Source organism: Levilactobacillus namurensis DSM 19117 (assembly GCF_001434785.1).
Lineage (GTDB): Bacteria > Bacillota > Bacilli > Lactobacillales > Lactobacillaceae > Levilactobacillus > Levilactobacillus namurensis.
Genome location: NZ_AZDT01000045.1, coordinates 17211 through 35409, shown reverse-complemented (window position 1 = coordinate 35409; position 18199 = coordinate 17211). Strand labels below are relative to the sequence as shown.

At 53.7% G+C, this 18199-nt stretch carries 18 protein-coding genes; 2 read left to right on the top strand and 16 right to left on the bottom strand.

Translation table 11 applies throughout. The features are described from left to right. Window positions 1–95: 95 nt before the first annotated feature. From FD30_RS07250 to FD30_RS07235, 4 genes are all read right to left on the bottom strand, one after another. Entirely contained in the window at window positions 96–1085 is a 990-nt protein-coding gene (locus FD30_RS07250) for an aldo/keto reductase (protein WP_056944478.1), read from the bottom strand. Window positions 1086–1168: 83 nt separating this feature from the next. Next, window positions 1169–2077: an N-acetylmuramic acid 6-phosphate etherase gene (murQ, locus tag FD30_RS07245; protein WP_056944477.1), complete on the bottom strand. Its 909-nt coding sequence runs from the start codon at window positions 2075–2077 to the stop codon at window positions 1169–1171. A gap of 210 nt (window positions 2078–2287) precedes the next feature. Further along, entirely contained in the window at window positions 2288–3937 is a 1650-nt protein-coding gene (locus FD30_RS07240) for a peptide ABC transporter substrate-binding protein (protein WP_056944476.1), read from the bottom strand. Window positions 3938–3952: 15 nt separating this feature from the next. Beyond that, window positions 3953–5437 (bottom strand): amidase, encoded by a 1485-nt coding sequence (locus FD30_RS07235; protein ID WP_056944475.1) that lies wholly within the window; start codon window positions 5435–5437, stop codon window positions 3953–3955. A gap of 142 nt (window positions 5438–5579) precedes the next feature. On the opposite strand from FD30_RS07235, the gene FD30_RS07230 reads away from it, so the two are divergent. Together FD30_RS07230 and FD30_RS07225 are read left to right on the top strand one after the other, a co-directional pair. Then, window positions 5580–6458, top strand: a complete 879-nt coding sequence (locus tag FD30_RS07230) for a transporter substrate-binding domain-containing protein (protein WP_056944474.1) — start codon at window positions 5580–5582, stop codon at window positions 6456–6458. Window positions 6459–6478: 20 nt separating this feature from the next. Next, window positions 6479–7165, top strand: coding sequence for an amino acid ABC transporter permease (locus FD30_RS07225; protein WP_056944473.1), 687 nt, complete (start codon window positions 6479–6481; stop codon window positions 7163–7165). Window positions 7166–7185: 20 nt separating this feature from the next. On the opposite strand, the gene FD30_RS07220 is transcribed toward FD30_RS07225, so the two are convergent. The 12 genes from FD30_RS07220 to FD30_RS07165 form a co-directional block, all read right to left on the bottom strand. After that, window positions 7186–8256, bottom strand: coding sequence for an acyltransferase (locus FD30_RS07220; RefSeq protein ID WP_056944472.1), 1071 nt, complete (start codon window positions 8254–8256; stop codon window positions 7186–7188). 62 nt (window positions 8257–8318) lie between these two features. Continuing rightward, a complete protein-coding gene (locus FD30_RS07215) occupies window positions 8319–9305 on the bottom strand; it encodes a ribose-phosphate diphosphokinase (RefSeq protein WP_056944471.1) in 987 nt (328 codons plus the stop codon). Between the two features lie 95 nt (window positions 9306–9400). Continuing rightward, the gene (gene recD2 / locus FD30_RS07210) at window positions 9401–11920 is read right to left on the bottom strand and encodes an SF1B family DNA helicase RecD2 (protein WP_056944470.1); all 2520 of its coding nucleotides are present in this window, start codon (window positions 11918–11920) and stop codon (window positions 9401–9403) included. Between the two features lie 5 nt (window positions 11921–11925). Further along, window positions 11926–12609, bottom strand: a complete 684-nt coding sequence (locus FD30_RS07205) for a tetratricopeptide repeat protein (protein ID WP_024746076.1) — start codon at window positions 12607–12609, stop codon at window positions 11926–11928. 13 nt (window positions 12610–12622) lie between these two features. Continuing rightward, the gene (locus FD30_RS07200; RefSeq protein ID WP_147000030.1) at window positions 12623–13279 is read right to left on the bottom strand and encodes a histidine phosphatase family protein; all 657 of its coding nucleotides are present in this window, start codon (window positions 13277–13279) and stop codon (window positions 12623–12625) included. Window positions 13280–13438: 159 nt separating this feature from the next. Beyond that, a complete protein-coding gene (mnmA, locus tag FD30_RS07195; protein ID WP_024746074.1) occupies window positions 13439–14569 on the bottom strand; it encodes a tRNA 2-thiouridine(34) synthase MnmA in 1131 nt (376 codons plus the stop codon). 296 nt (window positions 14570–14865) lie between these two features. Then, on the bottom strand, window positions 14866–15207 hold the full coding sequence (locus FD30_RS07190) for a DUF1831 domain-containing protein (protein ID WP_024746073.1): 342 nt from the start codon (window positions 15205–15207) through the stop codon (window positions 14866–14868). A 1-nt stretch (window position 15208) separates the two neighbouring features. Continuing rightward, complete coding sequence (locus FD30_RS07185) at window positions 15209–16375, bottom strand: cysteine desulfurase family protein (RefSeq protein ID WP_056944469.1); 1167 nt, start codon at window positions 16373–16375, stop codon at window positions 15209–15211. A 24-nt stretch (window positions 16376–16399) separates the two neighbouring features. After that, entirely contained in the window at window positions 16400–17095 is a 696-nt protein-coding gene (locus FD30_RS07180) for a 5'-methylthioadenosine/adenosylhomocysteine nucleosidase (RefSeq protein WP_024746071.1), read from the bottom strand. Between the two features lie 18 nt (window positions 17096–17113). After that, on the bottom strand, window positions 17114–17419 hold the full coding sequence (locus FD30_RS07175) for a hypothetical protein (RefSeq protein ID WP_056944468.1): 306 nt from the start codon (window positions 17417–17419) through the stop codon (window positions 17114–17116). Between the two features lie 10 nt (window positions 17420–17429). Continuing rightward, the gene (locus FD30_RS07170) at window positions 17430–17972 is read right to left on the bottom strand and encodes an NUDIX hydrolase (protein WP_056944467.1); all 543 of its coding nucleotides are present in this window, start codon (window positions 17970–17972) and stop codon (window positions 17430–17432) included. 2 nt (window positions 17973–17974) lie between these two features. Then, window positions 17975–18199 (bottom strand): cold-shock protein, encoded by a 225-nt coding sequence (locus tag FD30_RS07165; protein ID WP_056944466.1) that lies wholly within the window; start codon window positions 18197–18199, stop codon window positions 17975–17977.

Below are 18199 nucleotides of genomic sequence, written 5' to 3'. Positions count from 1 at the left end.
AAGTTACGTCCGAGAATTATATTATTTCATCTGTCAACTTGACAGGGACTAGTACAGAGTTTTACAGAGCTAATCTTAGACTGTTTCAAGTTCAATTAAGCTTTCAAAATTTGGTCAATAGCGGCTAATTCTTCAGGATCAAATTTCAGATTCTGTACAGCCTTGACGTTTTCGTACAAGTGTTCTGGCTTGGAAGCCCCCGTAATCACACTCGTCACTACGGAATCATGGAGTAACCAAGCTAACGCCATGTGGGAGAGCTTCTGCCCCCGACTCTGCGCAATCTTGTTCAAAGCGACCAGCTTTTGGGCCACTTTATCCCGTCCCTGATCCAAGACATATTGGCTGGACCAGTGAATGTTCACGTCATCGGGAATCCCATCTAGGTACTTATCCGTCAGTAGACCTTCCGCTAACGGACCATACGCAATGACCCCGGCGTTGTTCCGGCGCATCTCGTCAAACAGGCCGTCCTGGTTGGCCTTTTGGTTCAACATATTGTAGGAGACCTGGTCCGCCACGAACGGCGTGTGCAGATCCTTGAAGATCTTGATCATGGCCGCCGCTTGTGGGGCCGTGTAGTTGGAAATCCCCACGTAGAGCGCCTTCCCTTGGCGAACAATGTCGTTTAACGCAACGGCCGTCTCTTCGGGTGACGTCTCCGGATCGAACCGGTGACTGTAGTACACGTCAACGTAGTCCAAGCCCATCCGTTCCAGCGATTGGTCCAATGAGGCAATCAGTGCCTTACGGGAGCTCATCTGGCCATAAGGTCCAGGCCACATATGGAACCCGGCCTTCGTGGTAATCACGAGTTCGTCACGGTAAGGTTTCAGTTCCCGGGCAAAGACCTGCCCGAATAGCCGTTCCGCTTCACCAGTTCCCGGACCGTAGTTCGCCGCGTTATCGAAGCTGAAGATGCCCGCATCGAACGCCTTTAAAATGATGTCTCGCGTATCCGCATAGTTGGCACTTTCACCAAAACTATGCCACATGCCAAAAGAAATTGCCGGTAGTTGAAAACCGGTATTGCCTGCTCGGCGAATCGGCATCTTCTCGTACCGTTTTTCATCTGCTACATACATAAACTTGTCCCATTCCTTTCTACTCAATACCTAGTCTAAAGTATAAAGGAATTGGTGCGGACCGGTCAAGCGATTCACTAGGGCTAGTGGCGGTCGTCACTTAATTTCACGGCCTGCGAAACGTGACCGTTAGTGGTGGCCAATAACTCCTTGGCATCCGCGATGGTGCCCTTGGTCTCAATTAGCACAATGGCTAACGGAACATTATTCCCCGAACGCGCTAACGCCCGCTCAGCGGCCAGTGTAGACGTCTGGGTCGCTTCCGCAATGATCTTCTTGGCCCGCTCTAAAGTCTTATCATTGGTCGGGACCACGTTGATCATCAGGTTCTGGTAGACTTTCCCGGACTTGATCATGATCCCCGTAGACAGCATGTTCAACACCATCTTCTCGGCCGTTCCCGCCTTCAACAGGGTCGCCCCCGTAATGACTTCCGGCCCCACAACGGGCGTGATCGGATAATCCGCCAATTCGGCGAGTTCACTATCGGCGATGCACGAGAACCCAATGCCTAAGGCCCCTTGCGCCTGCGCATACCGTAACGCGGCTACCGTGTACGGCGTCTGACCAGAGGCCGCACTAGCAATCACGATATCGTCCGCCGTAATGTTAACCGCTTCCAAATCAGTCTGGGCAAGTTCCGGTGAATCCTCCGCTGACTGGACGGTCTGGGTCAAAGCTGCTTGGCCCCCCGCAATCAGCCCAAACGTCTGTTGGGCCGTTAACCCGTAAGTGGGCTGTAATTCGGTAGCGTCGATGACGCCTAAGCGACCGGACGTGCCGGCACCCACGTAAATCAACCGACCGCCCTGATCAAACTTGGGATACGCCGCATCAATGGCCGCGGCAATCTGGGGCAATTGTTTCTGTACCGCCCGGGCTACCCGCTGATCTTCCCGATTAATCGTGGCCACCATATCCAGTGTCGATTCCCGATCAATATGGGTCGAACGGTGATTACGTTGTTCCGTCAAAATTTCGTCTAATTGCATATCGTCATCCTCCAACCTACGTGATAAACATTTTATGTATTCGTTTTCATAAACCCTACTTTAGGTATAACATGTTCCATAATGAATTTCAATTGTGATTTCAAAAATGTTAGCAAGCGTTTTCATTTCTAGGCAACCAAAAAGCCACCCGGTCAACACCGCGTGGCTTTTCATCATGTTTTCATTAATCTTTAGGTTCTGGGCTAGAGTTTACTGGTGAACTTCCATCCACTGGTAACCCCGACTCATCCCCGCTGGGTTCCAGACGTAGCCGCTCACTTTAGCGTTCCACAACTCAACAGTGGCTGGTTGATACAACGGTACGACCCCTTGTTGGGTCATCAGTCGCTTCTCAGCCGTGACCAAGTCCTGGTAGCGGGCAGTTGGCCGGTTGGCATCCTGATTCTCCGACTTTTGAATGGCGGCGTCGTACTGCGCATCACTAAACCCACCATTGTTATTGGTATTGCCAGTACTCATCAACGATAAGAAGTTGATGGGATCCGCGAAGTCAGCACCCCAACTAGAGATGACCAGATCAAAATTCCCGGCGTTCGACCGACTCAGCCGCGTCTTATAGGGCAGCGAGTTGAGCGTGATCTTCACGTTGGGTAACTTGTTCAATTCGGCCTGCAGATACTGTGCGACCGTCTTGGTTCCTGGTAAATCATCACTCAGTAAAGTTAACGTCAACTTCTTGGTCCCGGTGGCCTTTAGCCCCGCCTTCATCAGCTTCTTAGCCTGGGGCAGGTCGTAGGCTACCCCCTGCTTAACGTAAGCATCCCGGGCAAAGTCAGCTTTGGTCTTGGGGTTACGCGTCAGGTTCTGGGATACAAAGCCTAGCGGTGCCTTGGACCCGTCTCTTAAGACGTGACTGGCCAGCTGCTTTTTATCGATTGCCAGGGACAGGGCTTGCCGGACCTTCAGATTCTTCAAGGCCTTAACTCGCTTTTGGTTCATCTGCATGTAGTACGTGGTCCCCCCAACGTAGGTCTTCAGGTTAGGGTTATTCTTCAGGTTCGCCACTTGAGTCCCGTCCAGCGTCGTGGCATCCAAGGACTTCTTCTGGAAGAGGCTGAGACCCGTTGCTGGGTCCGCCACGACCTGGAAGTTCAGCTTGTTCAGATGAATCTGCCGCTTGTCCCAGAACTTAGGGTTCTTCACTAACGTCCAGTTCTGCGACGTGCCTTGCCACTTGGTCATCTTGAACGGACCATCGTAAGCCGTCGCACTGCTGGAATGACCATAATGACTACCTTCCTTAGTCACCACGGATTCTTCTTGCGGGAAGAAAGTTGGGAAGGCCAGCAAGAGTTTGAAGTACGCCACGGGTTTACTCAACGTGACTTCTAGGCGATAATCCCCTAACGCCTTGACCCCTAATTGGGACGGTGCCAATTTTCCGTTTTGAATCTGATCAAAGTTCTTCACACCGGCCATCAAATAGGCGTACTCAGAAGCCGTCTTGGGGTTCACCGTTCGCCGCCACGAATAGACAAAGTCGTGCGCCGTAACGGGCTTCCCGTCGTTCCAGTGGTTAGTCTTCCGCAGATCAAACACGTAGCGCTTGCCCCCATTGGACACCGTGGTCTTGGTTGCCAAAGCGTTGATCAGCTTTTCATCCTTGCCTAACCGAAACAATCCCTCTTGGGTGTGGTAGAGCATGGTCAGACTGGTTGAATCAGCCGCCTTAGAAACGTCCAAGGTCGTCACCTCTGACTTGGCAGACAACTTAACGGATTGATCAGCCGCTAGCTTGGTTGACGACGAAGACGACGAATTAGATTTGCCGCAAGCCGCCAATCCCCCCACGACCAGCAGGGTCAATCCTAGTAAGATACCAAAATGCTTTCCTCTCAAAATCCTATCTCCTCACTACAATTTAGTTGTGTGTAACCATTTTAACTTGTTCGCTCGTTCGAATAAAGCCCCAAGTTGTAACAAGACCGCTTCTTGACCCTTAGCCGCGTTGAACTGGATGCCCAGGGGTAAGCCCTCAGGCGTCACCGCCGTCGGCAAACTAATGGCGGGCTCCCCCGTTAAGTTCGCCTGCTGGGTAAAGGGAGACCGGGTCAGTGCCGGTAGCCACTGATCATAAATCAGCTGCTTTTGGGCTGCCGGGCTCAAACTAGCAATGTCTTGCATCTTCGCAACGTGTTCGGGCGACACCAGCGAATCCCCCACCTTAGGCGCCGGCCAAGCCGTCGTCGGCGTTAGGATCACTGGGTACTGGGCATGGAGTTGGGCCATCTGCCAAGCCGCCTGATCCCACTGCGCCAACGCTAGACTGTATTCGGCGGCACTCGTCTTAAGCCCCGTCTGGTACAACGCCCAGGTCAGCAACTCCATATCATCAACCGTCAGCTTACGCTGCAAGCTCGCAGCCAGTTGACTCATGAACGCCGCCGTTTCACCCGCGTTCATGGTGTAATAGCTCTCCATTAAGGCCACGCCATCTACGGGGATCTTCACTTCTTCCACGGCGTAACCCTGTTCTTCTAAGAACTGAGCCGCGTCTCGAACCGCTGCCACTGCCGTCGGGCTAACCGGCGTTCCCACTGGTGAAACGGTAGAGAAGCCAATCACACCGGGTCGGCATTTCTGCGAAAGTTGCGCCGCAAACCCTGGCTGTTCCAGTGGCGTCTGAAAGACCGCCGCGGGCTGGAGAGTCTGTAGGCTGTCCAGCAAGGCCGCCGTATCGGCAATCGACCGGGTCAACGCAAAATCAATCGCCGCCCCCTGCCACGACCGCCAATCACTGGGACCGACCGGAACTCGGCCCCGCGTGGGCTTCAATCCAATCGTTCCCGACCAAGACGACGGAATCCGAATGGACCCGCCCCCGTCACTACCGGCCGCAATCGGGACGAATCCCGCGGCCACACTGGCCCCAGCACCCCCAGAAGAACCACCAGGTTGGTAGTCTAAGTTCCAAGGATTCCGGGCCGGGCCATAGAGTTGGGCATCCGTAATGTTTTTAAACCCAAATTCCGGGAAGTTGGTCTGACCAATCACAATGAAGCCCGCTTGCTGTAACGCCCGCACGAAGAAGCTGGTCTCCGTGGCCACGTTATGCGCTAAGAGGCGCGACCCACTGGTACTCGACTCCCCCTTAAGCTGCTGACCCAACCCCTTTAACAGCAACGGGACTCCCAAAAATGGTTGGCCCGTATCCGTCTGAGCGGCTGCCTCGGCCATGGCCTGCGCCTTACGCGTGGTGATGACCGCGTTTAACTCTGGATTCTGCCGGTCGATCTCCGCAAACGCCGCCGCAATCAGTTCTTGGCTGGTTACCGCCCCTTCACGAATTCTCCGCGCCCAAGTGAGTGCCGGTGTGCCGACCCAATCTGTCACTGTCATAAAAAAACGACCTCCTATGATGATACCACTAATTTTATGTAAGTCACCTACTTGGATTTACCTTACCTGGTTGTAAAACCGTTTTCAAGTCGTTATACTTAAAAAGTCTTAAATCACAAACTCCGAAGGGACTGAAAATTTGATGAATAAGACGAAAAAATGGTTGGTTTTAGGGTTAGGTTTGAGCATGGTACTGAGTGCGGGACTCGTTGGTTGCGGGAAATCCTCGACTCAGACAACGGCTCAACAGGCAACAAAGAAAAAGACGCTTATCGTGGCGACCTCCGGGACACTCTACCCGACGTCGTTTCATGATCCAAAGTCCAAGAAGTTAACGGGCTTTGACGTCGAAGTGGTCAAAGCGGTGGCCAAGGGGCTCCACAAGAAAGTCGAATTCAAAGAACTCGGCGTGGACGGCCAATTGACTGCGGTCAAGACGGGAAAGGCTGACATCGCCGCAAACGATTTTGGCCTGTCTCCCGCTCGGAAGAAGGACTTCGCCTTATCGACAGTCTATAAGCACTCCTTCAGTAGTCTGGTCGTCCGGGATAAGAACGATTCCGGAATTCACTCCTGGGCAGACATCAAGGGGAAGAAGGCAGCCGGTGAAGCGGGAACCAATTACCAACGTCTGGCCCAACAGCTAGGTGCGAAGTTGGTCAACTACGACAACGTCTCCAACGACGTCTACATGCGCGACGTCAAGAATGGCAAGACCGACTTCATCATGAACGACTATTACCTGCAAAAATTGGCTCTGGCCGCAACGCCGAACAGCCAGTTGCACATCGCCAAAGGGCTATACTTCACCACTAGCGATGACGGTAGTGGTGTCGGCATGTTGATGAAGAAGGACAACACCGCTCTGCGGCACCAGATCGACAAAGAGGTCAAGGTGCTGTTGAAGAACGGGACCATCAAGAAGCTGGCCGTCAAATACTATGGGGCCGACGTCACCCAGCAGCCCAAGGTTCACATCTCCAAGAACTTCAAGATCAAGTCACAGTACAACGGCCAATAACTGGTTAGGGGGCGGACACCATGCTCCATGACTTTACCATTCCGGGGTTCTTTAACGCCCCGCTTGCTTGGTCCTCGGTACCCCAGATTCTAAGGGGGCTACCGATGTCGGTGTACCTGACAGCCGTAGCCTTTCTCTGTGCGCTGATTCTCGGACTCTTCTTAACGTTGGCCCAACTCAGTCATTGGCGCCTGCTGCACGGCATCGCGCGGTGCTACATTTCATTCATGCGCGGGGTGCCCATGTTAGTAGTGCTCTTCATTGTCTACTTTGGGTTCGGCGCAAACGCCCTGCCGGCGGCGATCATCTCGTTTACGGTGGTCTCCTCGGCGTTCGTCTCCGAAGTCTTTCGGTCCGCCTTTATGGGCATCGACCCTGGTCAGTACGAAGCCGCCTATTCCTTAGGCCTCTCTTACCCCAAGGTCATCCGCTACATCATCTTGCCCCAGGCTCTCCGAATCGGGTTACCGGCGCTTGGGAACATCCTGCTCGATATGTTTAAAAGCACATCGCTAGCGGCCATGATCACGGTCTCCGAAATGTTCATGCAAGCCAAGATCGTTGCGGGCGCCAATCAGGACTACATGACCATCTACATCACGATTGCCATTCTCTACTGGCTGTGTTGTGTCGTCCTGACGGCGGGACAAAACTGGCTCGAGCGACGGTTAGATTACGACCACCACGCCAAGCAAGCCACCAATTAAGTCATGAAAAAAGCTTGTCCTTACCGGGACAAGCTTTTTTGAAACCCTAATTTAACAGCCGACCAGGCCCAATGCATCCCGTACGCTAAGGCAAAGGCCAGTAACCAGGTCCCCAAATAACAGGTCAGCATCCGGGGAACCAGCGGCCAGGCCGTGGTGAGCGACCAGAGCAGCGTCAGCCAAAAAACGTGACCTAAGAATGCCCGGTAGGCGTAAGTCGCCAGCCAGTGCATCCAGTTGACGGTGCGCCCCCAACGACTGATCTGTCGGAAGCCCACCAGCGCAATCAGCAAAATAATCGCGAACGAATACAGCGTTGCCGACCACTGATAGTAGCTGGCGTCGGCCAACTGAACGGGAAGCCCCCGGTCAATCAATTGCCAGGTCAGCCACCCGTAAGCACCCGCCACAACCGCCAATAGCCCCCACCGATACCGGTCGAGCCATTGCGTCCACCGGGTCCCACCACTAGCCAAGGTCCCGGCCACTCCGTACGGCAGGAAGCTTAGACAGATCCGGTCGACTAAGTACGTCGTGAAGTGCGGAAAGGCCGCTAACCAAGCGGCGTACACGACAAACGTCACCCCCAAGGCCCACCAGGAGCGACGGGCTTGCGTCCCACACCACCGAGCCAGCCACCAAAAAGCGGGCATCACAATGATGAACTGGAGCATCATGCTGTTATACCAGAGGTGAGGCGCCGCATTTCCGTTAACGAACTGCCACAGAAAACTCCGGACATCGTGGTAGGCTTGGTGCTCCTGAACTTGGGGAATCACCACCAGATAGGCTAGCGTCCACCAAATGGTCGGCACGAACATGGCGTGCCACTGCTGCTGGTAATAGTCCCGGTAGGCCCAGGCCGGCCGGTCCCGATAATGGCGCAGAATCGTATACAGGATGCCGAAGATGAAGGCTGGCGCCGTGAACTTCACGGCATCGTAAACCAGGCCCATCCCCCACTGCTGACCCGCCGTGGGAGCTTGCGCCATCCCAAAACCCAGTACCGACTGGATCATCACCAAAGTACAAGCCGTTGCCTTGAGATAATCGCCAATATCCGTTTGTCCTGCTACCCGTCTTGCTTGCAAATCCTCACCCCACTAAAAAAGGGGCACCCCTATCGGAGCCCCCCAAAAAAACGTCTGAATCATTACTGCTGTTGCTTTTGAATTGGCGAGCGGAAGAGTTGATCCACTGGCTGTTCGTGATAAATCAGATTGATGGCCCGACCAAATAACTGGTCAACGGACATGATTTCGAACTTATCGCTTTGCTTTTCTTCAGGAATCTGAATCGAATCGGTGACGACCACCTTTTCCAACTCGGAATCGTTAATCCGTTGCGTCGCATCCCCCGAAAGAACTGGGTGCGTGGCACAGGCAAAGACGTCCGCCGCGCCAGCCTTCTTCAAAGCCCCTGCGGCCACCGTAATCCGAACCGCCGTGTCAATAATGTCATCAACTAAGATGGCGTGCTTGCCTTGAACGCTCCCAATCACGGCTTCTGGGTGCGCGGCATTCTCCGTCTCACTCCGGTTATCAATGATGGCGATGGGGGTCCCCAACAGCTCAGCTAACCGCCGGGCCCGACTCACACCAGCATGATCCGGTGCTACCACGACCGTGTTGTCCGCCGTTAACTCGGACCGGCTTTCAAAGTAGCTCGCCAGCAACCGGTCACTCTGTAAGTGGTCGACCGGAATATCGAAGAATCCTTGTAATTGGGCTGCGTGCAAGTCTAGGGCAATCACCCGATCCACCCCGTCCATCTGTAACATGGAAGCGACTAACTTCGCCGTAATGGGTTCACGGGAACGCGCCTTACGGTCAGCCCGCGAGTAGCCGTAGTACGGAATGACCACGTTGATCTTCTCCGCACTGGCCCGCCGTGCAGCGTCGACCATGATCAACAGCTCCATCAAATTCGTATTAACGGGATCCGAGACGGACTGAATCAAAAACAGTTCATCCCCCCGGATACTCTCGTCGATACTGATTTGAATCTCACCGTCACTAAAATGCTTAATTGTCGCCTTTCCTAATTCAACGCCAGCTGCCTGGGCAATCTTTTCGGCTAAGGGACGATTCGAGTTCAGGGCAAATACTTTCAATTTACCCGCTTCGACCTGTTCTGACATAACAGCCTCCTAAAGTTCTAACTGCGTTCATGAAGTCTTACTTGCTTTTATTATCGCAATTTCAGCCAGGAAACGCAACGATTTACCGAACACTTTTAGCGCTTCCTCATAAATTGTTGGGGGGTTACCCCCTGCATCCCAATCATGGGATCGATGCCGCCCGTTAAAACTAATTGGGGCGTCAACCGGTAGTCAGGCGTCGGCGTGGCGGTCGCTGCCGGTTCTGGCGTTGTAGGCGTCTTCGGTGTCGCCGAAGGATCCGCCACCGTTGACTCAGATTCTTCAGTCGTCGCTTCGGAATCTGACTTGGCCGGTTGATCTGGCGCCAAGACCGCTTGAATCCGGGCCGTCAACGTGGTGTGCCGGTTGACCGACAGGTTCTCAACACAGGTCCGAAAGGCTTGGGGTTCACCAATCAGAATCAGCATATCGGCTGCCCGCGTGACCGCCGTATATAGCAAGTTCCGTTGCAACATTCGGCTATACTGGTTGACCATCGGGAGAATCACTAACTTAAACTCCGACCCTTGAGACTTGTGGATCGACATACAATAAGCCAGTGTGAGCCGGTTCCAATCGTTACGCGCGTACGTCACTTCGGTCTGCTCGAACGCAATCGTCAACTGGTCGCTCTTAACCTTACTATGCGGTGCCTTAGCCAAGTCGATTCCCGTAATGGTCCCAATGTCGCCATTGAAGACGTTGTTTTCCGGACTGTTGACCAGGTGCAAGACCTTGTCACCGATGCGGAACTTCTGTTGCCGAAAGTCGACTTCCTTTTGCTGCGCGCGGGTCTTGGGATTCAAGATTTCCTGTAAGATTTGGTTCAACCGATCGATTCCCGCGACGCCGCGGTACATCGGGGCTAAGACCTGAATATCCGCCGCCGTGAATCCCTTTTGGTGAGCTTTAGCCACGATCTGGTCGATCACCGACCCGACCTGGTTCGCGTGACAAGCGATAAACGACCGGTCCTTTTGATTCTGTGTGAAATCCGCTGGCAGTTGCCCGTTCTTGATGGCGTGAGCCAAAGGAATGATCGACGACCCATCCCCCTGCCGGTAAATCGTATCCAACTGAATCTTACTCAGATGAGGACTATCGAGGAGGTCGTGAAAGACCTGGCCCGGTCCCACGGAAGGCAGCTGGTCCTTATCGCCGACTAAGACCACTTGCATCCCCACAGGAACCGCACGCAACAGCACCTTCATCAGGGAAACGTCGACCATCGACGTCTCATCGATGATCAAGAGTCCCCCCTCGAGGTCCTTAGTCGTGGCAGCGTCTAGGTCGTCCTCCCGCCCGGTTAACCCTAACAGGCGGTGAATCGTGCTGGCGGGTAATCCGGTGGTCTCACTCATGCGCTTAGCCGCGCGGCCGGTGGGCGCTGCCAATAGAATTGGAAATGGTTTTTCTTTATATTGATTAATATCTAACGACAATTCGTTGAGCCGTGCGTACAACTGGACCAGCCCCCGAATAATGGTGGTCTTCCCGGTCCCCGGCCCCCCGGTCAGCAACATGACCTTGGCCTGAATCGCCGCGATCAACGCCGCCGTCTGAGAATCATCGTAGACGATGGACAACTGCTTCTCGACAATGCGTAACTGCTTACGAATTGCTGCTTCATTAAACTTTTCTGCGGGATCTTGATCCGCTTGCAACAGCCGGTTCAGGTGTTCGGCAATCTGCCACTCCGCATCATACAACGGCTTTAGGTAGATTCGTTGCTCATCCCCCACGACCTTCTGCTGCTTGGCTAGCGTCAGCAGTTGATCCGCTAGCAGTTGGGGTTGTAACCGAACGTTGCGGCTGTTCTCCAAGAGACTCAGCGTCTGCGTCAACAACGGCTTGGCGGTGGTGTAGGTATCGCCGTTCGCCACGGATAAGTCGCGTAGGGTCTGTAAGAGTCCCGCGCGAATCCGCTCCGGCCGGTCCGGGGCGTACCCCAATTGCGTGGCAATCTGGTCGGCCCGCTTGAAGCTGACTCCAGTAATATCTTCGGCTAACTGGTAAGGATTCTCGTGGATCACGTCCAGAGTCTTCTCCTGATACCGGTTATAAATGGCCGCCGCTAATGTGCTCCCGAAACCGTACCCGTTGAGCCCAATAATAATCTGTTCCATGCCATTATTGGTCTGCAACTGATTGATCAGTGTCTGCGTGACCTTCTCAGACAGGCCCAATCCGGTTAACACGTGATGATCATTTAAGATCTTCTCGATTGCGTCGGGGCCTAACGCATCCACGATCTTCGTGGCCGTCTTCTTCCCCAGCCCCGGAAAGTCCTCACCACTTAAGTAAGCGATGACCCCACTCCGCGACGTTGGGGTCTCGTTTTGATAGTTATCCGCCTGGAACTGCACCCCGTACTTGGGATGCTCGACCTTTTTCCCCGTAAACCGGTAAGTCACATCGTCCTTGATATCAGCGAAGTTTCCCGTGACCACAATCTCGTCTTCATGCCAGTCTAAACTGGTCTCGCTGATCTTGATCAGCATGACCTTGTAAAAACTGTCGTTACTGGCAAAAAAGACCGCACTGACCGTCCCGACGACGTAGTCCGCTTGCGCTCCCTGATTCGCTGCCAATAAGTCCAAAGATTCGGTTGCCATACCCGTTACTCCTTTTTCTTGCGCTGTGCGTCAACAAACTTTTCAATCTCCGTCAGGCGCTTCTGTCCCTTCGCGTAGTACTGGGGATCAGCGGCCTTGGCCCGGGCAAAGTAAGCCGCATAAGGCTCACCCTGCACCATCGCCACTAGCCCCCGATCGAAGTTAGCGGGACCGTTCTGCGCGTCTTGGCTGAGGATCTGGTCATAATAGTGGCCCGCTTGTGCCATATCACCGACCGCTAAGAGGTTCTCCGCCACGACCTGCAACGTTGCTAGGTCTTGGGGTTGGCTCGCTAGTGCGGTCAACGCAAAGGCCAGGGCCCGCTTATGGTCGCCATTGGCCATGTGCGACTGGGCGATCATCAGATACCCCGCCCCTTTGAGCTGTGCGTTCAATTGGTCAAACTGGGCAATGGCCTTAGGGTAGTCCTGGGCCGCGTAATAGACGTTGCCTAGTCCGTAGTGCAACCGTTCCACGGCGTCCGGACGTTCCGCGAAGAGCCCCAAAGCCTTCATCAGAAGTTCTTCAGCCTGCGCGTAGGACTGCAGGTCCACCAATGCGGTCGCCAATTCATAATAGGGTTCAAAGTCCCCCGGGTGGCTGGTAATCTGTTGCACCAGCCGGTGGACTAGGGCTTCCGAACGTTGCTTGGCTGCCGCTCGGTGCCCCGCTTGCTTTTCTTCTGTCATTTTATTCAATCCTTTAAATCGTGTCCGTTGGGGAAGGCGTCGCCGTGAGGAAGCTGGTATTATTCCAATCGACCAGGTCAAAGTGCTGCCCGTCTTGGGTCTCTAACACCGTCACACTAGTATTGCGAATCCCGCCCCGCTTGCGCAGGTCAGCTAACGGCGTTCCCAATAAGGCGTTGATTTCAGCATTTAACGCCGCACCATGGCTGACGATCAACACGTTATCGTCATCATGCGGATTGTCGCGCACGATGCGTTGAATTGCCGGCGTCATCCGGTCAATCACCTGTGTAAACGTCTCGCCGCCGATTCGGTCCGTCACGTACCGGTCCGGATGGTTTCGAAAGGCATCCAGTTCGGTCGGGTACTGCTCCTGAATTGCCGTAAAGGTCTGCCCCTCTAAGGCGCCCAAGTGAAATTCTTCTAAGCGACTCAGTAACGTCAACGGAATCCGCTGATGCAACTCCCGCACTACATGCTGGGCTGTGACCCGGGCGCGCTTGATAGGACTCGCGTAAGCGTGCCGAAAGGGGATGTCTTGCAAGTAATGGCCGACCTGGGCCATTTGCTGATAGCTTTCCGGCAACAGGGGCGAATCACCGCCGGCACCCTGAAAACGCCCTTCTAAATTCCACTGTGTCTTTCCGTGACGAATAAAATAGAGTTTCACTTCGGCATCGTCCTTCCACGTTAATTTTTCGTAATCCTTACATATTATGACAGTTTTTCGCTGGTTTTCAAAGTCCTTCCTCCGCGTCCCGTCAGAATCTTTTCCCACTAGAAAAGCCCCGCTCACGACAATCGCCGTAAACGGGGCTATGCTTCAAGACTAGATTAACTGTAATTGACGCTCAGCGTTGTATGCAGCGTCAATAATGGCGCTACCTAAACACTCATTACCGTCATAGAAGACCACGGCCTGACCAGGCGTGATTGCCCGGGCCGGGTCGTCAAACTCAACGGTGACCTGCTGGCCGTCATCACTTAAGTGAACCGTCACACCAGTATCCTTTTGCCGGTAACGAAACTTCGCCGTGCAATGGAAGTCATTACCCCGGTCGATCGTGTTGACCCAGTGAATGTCGGAAGCAGACAGATGCGTCGCGTACAGGTGCGGGTTATGGTAACCCTTGCCCACGTACAGGATGTTTTGCTTCAGATCCTTGCCAATCACGAACCAAGGCTCGTTATCGATCCCGTCACCGCCGATACCTAAGCCCCGACGCTGACCAATCGTGTAGTACATCAACCCAGCATGCTCACCCTTGACTTCACCGTCAACGGTCATCATCTTGCCGGGCTTAGCTGGTAAGTATTGCTTCAAGAAGTCCTTGAACTGACCCTTTTCACCAATGAAGCAAATGCCCATGGAATCGGGCTTCTTAGCCGTGGCCAATCCGGCGTCTTCGGCCATCTGCCGTACTTGCGTCTTCTTGACCAAGTCCCCGATTGGGAACATGACCCGGTCCAACTGCTCAGCGGATAACTGACTCAAGAAGTAGGTCTGGTCCTTATTCTGGTCAACGGCCCGCAGCAAGTGGTTATGCCCCTCGGCATCACGCGTCAACTGCGCGTAGTGCCCCGTTGCGATGTAATCCGCACCCAGCTCCAAAGCGTAATCCAAGAACGCCTTGAACTTGATCTCCTTGTTACAGATAACGTCCGGATTAGGGGTCCGGCCCTTCTTGTACTCATCCAAGAAGTACGTGAACACGCGGTCCCAGTACTCCTTTTCAAAGTTGACCGAGTAATATGGAATCCCGATCTTAGCGGCAACTTTGGCCACGTCCTTGTAGTCTTCGGTAGCGGTGCAGACACCGTTCTCATCCGTGTCGTCCCAATTCTTCATGAAGACGCCCACGACGTCGTAACCCTGCTGCTTAAGCCGCAACGCCACGACGGAGGAATCGACACCACCACTCATACCTACAACAACGCGCGTTTGGCTGTTGTCTTGCATGGTATCACCATCATTTCTATCAGATTCTGGAGAATCTACGAGTTGAAGGTCGCACAAGTCCAGTATTAATCAGTGTACCCATTTGCTTCCTATTTTGCAAGCCTGGTGTTTCTTTTCCAAGATTCCTCACTTTTCAAGGAACAGGCTGTGACCATCATCCACCTTACCGGGTGGCCCTGCCCCCGTTTGCAAAATGACCGCCCCTCACCCGGTCAAGTCCAGGTAACGGACGGTCATTCTCCTACGTTGCCAAGGTAGTGGCAACGTCAGGGGTACGCCAACTAGCGGAACCCCCACTACTTTTTCTGTAAGATTTCACGATCCATCAGGTTCTGGAGAATAAAATGATACTGCTCCACGTTCCCCTCGGCGTGCGCACCCTTGAAGATATTGACGCGCCGATTACCTGAGGCGTTGGTCGTCGCCATCTTGAACCCACTGAGGTCCTTCGCAATCGTAATCTTTAACATCTGATTCTTATTATAAGGAGAGGTCGGGTCTACGGAACGTTCCAACGTATAGTTGCCGGCATTCGACACCTGGAAACCCACGTCCTTTAGGGCGTAAGCCTTCACGTTAGGATGCAATTCGTAGGTATCCGTATCTCCCTCGATCTTCATAGCTTTTTGAAAGAGCACGTTACTTCACTCCTTTAGTATGCTTTAATCGTTCCACAATTGCCGCAACGTTCTTAATAAACGCGTCGAGATCCGCCGTAGTGGTGTACGCCCCGAAGGACAACCGAATCGACTCAGCAATCCGGGGACTGTCGGCCCCAAACATGGCGGTCAGAACGTGGGACGGCTCGATTGATCCGGCCGTGCAAGCCGAACCCCCTGAAACCGCGATGCCGGCAAGGTCCAGATTAGTCTGCATGACATAAGTCGATACCCCTTTGATCCAGAGATTCAGCACGTGGTTTAAGTTCTCACCATCCAACGACCCGTTCACGTCAAAGTCAACGCCCGCGCGGGTCAGGCCATCGACCACGTATTGCTTGAAGTCGTGGTACGTCTGCTGACGCTTCTCCTTGACTTCCGGCGTCAGAGCCTTGACCGCCGTGGCAAAGCCAGCAATCGCCGGGACATTTTCGGTCCCTGCCCGCCGCTTCTTCTCCTGGTCGCCACCCTTAACAAAGCTTGGGAAGTTGATGCCTTCGCGCTTGTACAGGAAGCCCATCATCTTCGGGCCGTTCAGCTTATGGGCGGACGTTGATAGCAAGTCGATATGGTCGCGTTGGACGTCGATGTCAAGCAGACCGTACGCCTGCACTGCGTCCGTGTGGAACCAAGCTTGGTGGTCCTTTAAGATTTCACCGATCTCATGAATCGGCATCCGGCTCCCCACCTCGTTGTTCCCCATCATGATGGAGACTAAGATGGTATCATCCCGCAAGGCAGCCTTAAAGTCGTCTAGACTGATGCGTCCATGCTCATCTACGGGCAGGTAGGTCACGTCAAACCCGCGCGCTTCCAAAGCCTTCATGGGTTTTAAGATGGCCTCGTGCTCAACGGCCGTGGTAATCAGGTGCTTGCCCAAGTCTTGACGGGCTAAAGCCGTCTGGGTCACCGCCGTATTGTCACTTTCGGTCCCCCCACTGGTAAAGATGATTTCTTCATCGTTAGCCGCGTGAATGCTGTCCGCAATCACCTGTCGGCTATTCTCCATAATTGTGTGAGCCTCTCGACCTAACCCATAAAGGGTCGATGCGTTGCCATAGACATTGGCCATCTTATCCGTCATCTCCGCCAGAACCGCTGGGGACATTGGCGTCGTCGCCGCATTGTCTAAGTAAATCTCCTTCACACCCAAAACCTCCTAAACCTTAGGTTACTTCTGCTGATCGGCGAACAGGGCTAATAACATCTGCGCTGAACGCTTCCCAGCCTCAATAATAAACTCATCAAAATCAACGCCGGAATTGTTATCGGCGGTATCGGACATCGCACGAACGACCAGGTAAGGAACGTCGAATTGGTGAGCCACTTGGCCCACCGCGGCGCCTTCCATTTCCCCGGACAACGCGTCTGGGAAGTGTTCCAAGATGGGCTTGGTAGCGGCCGGACCATTCAAGAATTGGTCACCGGTCACGATCAACCCACGCTTCGTGGTCAGTCCCGTCTGCTTGGCTGCGGTCTCTAACTTGTCGCCCCAGTCCTTCGAAGCCGTAAACCGGGCCGGTTGTTGTGGCAATTGGCCGTATTCGTACCCGAACGCCCGGGCGTCCGCATCGTGGTAGGCCGTTTCCGTCGAAATCACCACGTCTCCGATCTTCAACCCGCTGGCTAAGGCCCCGGCTGACCCAGAATTGATGACCACATCAACGTTAAATTGGGTAATCAGTAAAGCTGTGGTCAACCCGGCTTCGACTTTCCCAATTCCAGAACGCACTAACACCACGGCCTGGTCGTGAATGGTCCCTTGATAAAATTCCACTCCATGAATACTCGTGGTTTGTTCGTCTTGCAAGGCCGCCTTAAGCTCCTTGATTTCTTCTTCCATGGCACAAATAACTCCAAAAGTCATTCCAGCTGGTCACTCCTTCTAAAATTCAACAAAAAATAGAATCAAAAAGACCGCCACGATGCCTAAAACCAACCAAAAAATGGCCCAGTTCAACCGTCGCTTCAGTCGTTGTTCTTTTAGTTCCGCAGATGTGGGGGTTGGTTCATCAGGCCCCACATCTTCTGGTTCATCCTCAACGGGATGTTCACGCGCATACTTACGCTCCACAGCAACGCGCTTACGGTCGCGCTCAGCAAACTCGCGTCCCGCAGCTTCTTGTTCGCGGCGATAATCCGCTCGCGTCTTGGGTAAATCGTCATCCGACTGCCAATCATGTTGACTCACAAGGCGTCACCTACTTCTGTAAGAGCCAGTAATAAATGGCCGTAATCGTCTTCGCGTCATTGATCTCGCCACTCTCGATCATGGCCTGGGCCTCCGCCTTGGTCACCGTCAACAGTTCCAGATTCTCGCCTTGGTCTCGCGGTAATTCCGTGGTGACCGGCTTGAGGTCCGTTGCCATAAAGAGCGTCATATACTCATCAGAAAAGCCGACACTGGAATAGAATCCCGTGATACGCTTTAACGTTCCGGGTTCGTAACGAATCTCTTCGTTCAACTCCCGCCGGACGGCATGTTCAATATTATGCGCATCCCGTTCGTCTAACTTCCCCGCCGGAATCTCCAGCGTGGCCGCCGCAATTGGGGCCCGCCATTGCCGTTCCAAAATCATGTGGTCGGGGTCCGTCAGGGCTAGAATGCCCACCGCCCCCACATGGTGCACGACCTCACGAGTCGCCGATTCACCGTTTGGGAGCCGAACCTGTTGCCGTTCAAGCTTAACGATCACACCGTCGTATAACGTTTCACGTGATTCAACATGTTCTTCTAAGTCCATGGTTATGCCTCCTGGTTCGTTGTGTCATCCACTGGCGTCACTTTAGCCGCCTGCGGGCCACGTTGACCTTGAACGATTACAAACTGGACGGTTTGCCCGGCTTCAAGCTTCCGAAACCCGTCACCCAGGATTCCCGTGTAGTACACGAAAACATCGCCATCGGCTGGGGTGGTAATAAACCCAAAACCGCGTTGCTCATTATAACTTTTTACTTTTCCGGTTAACAT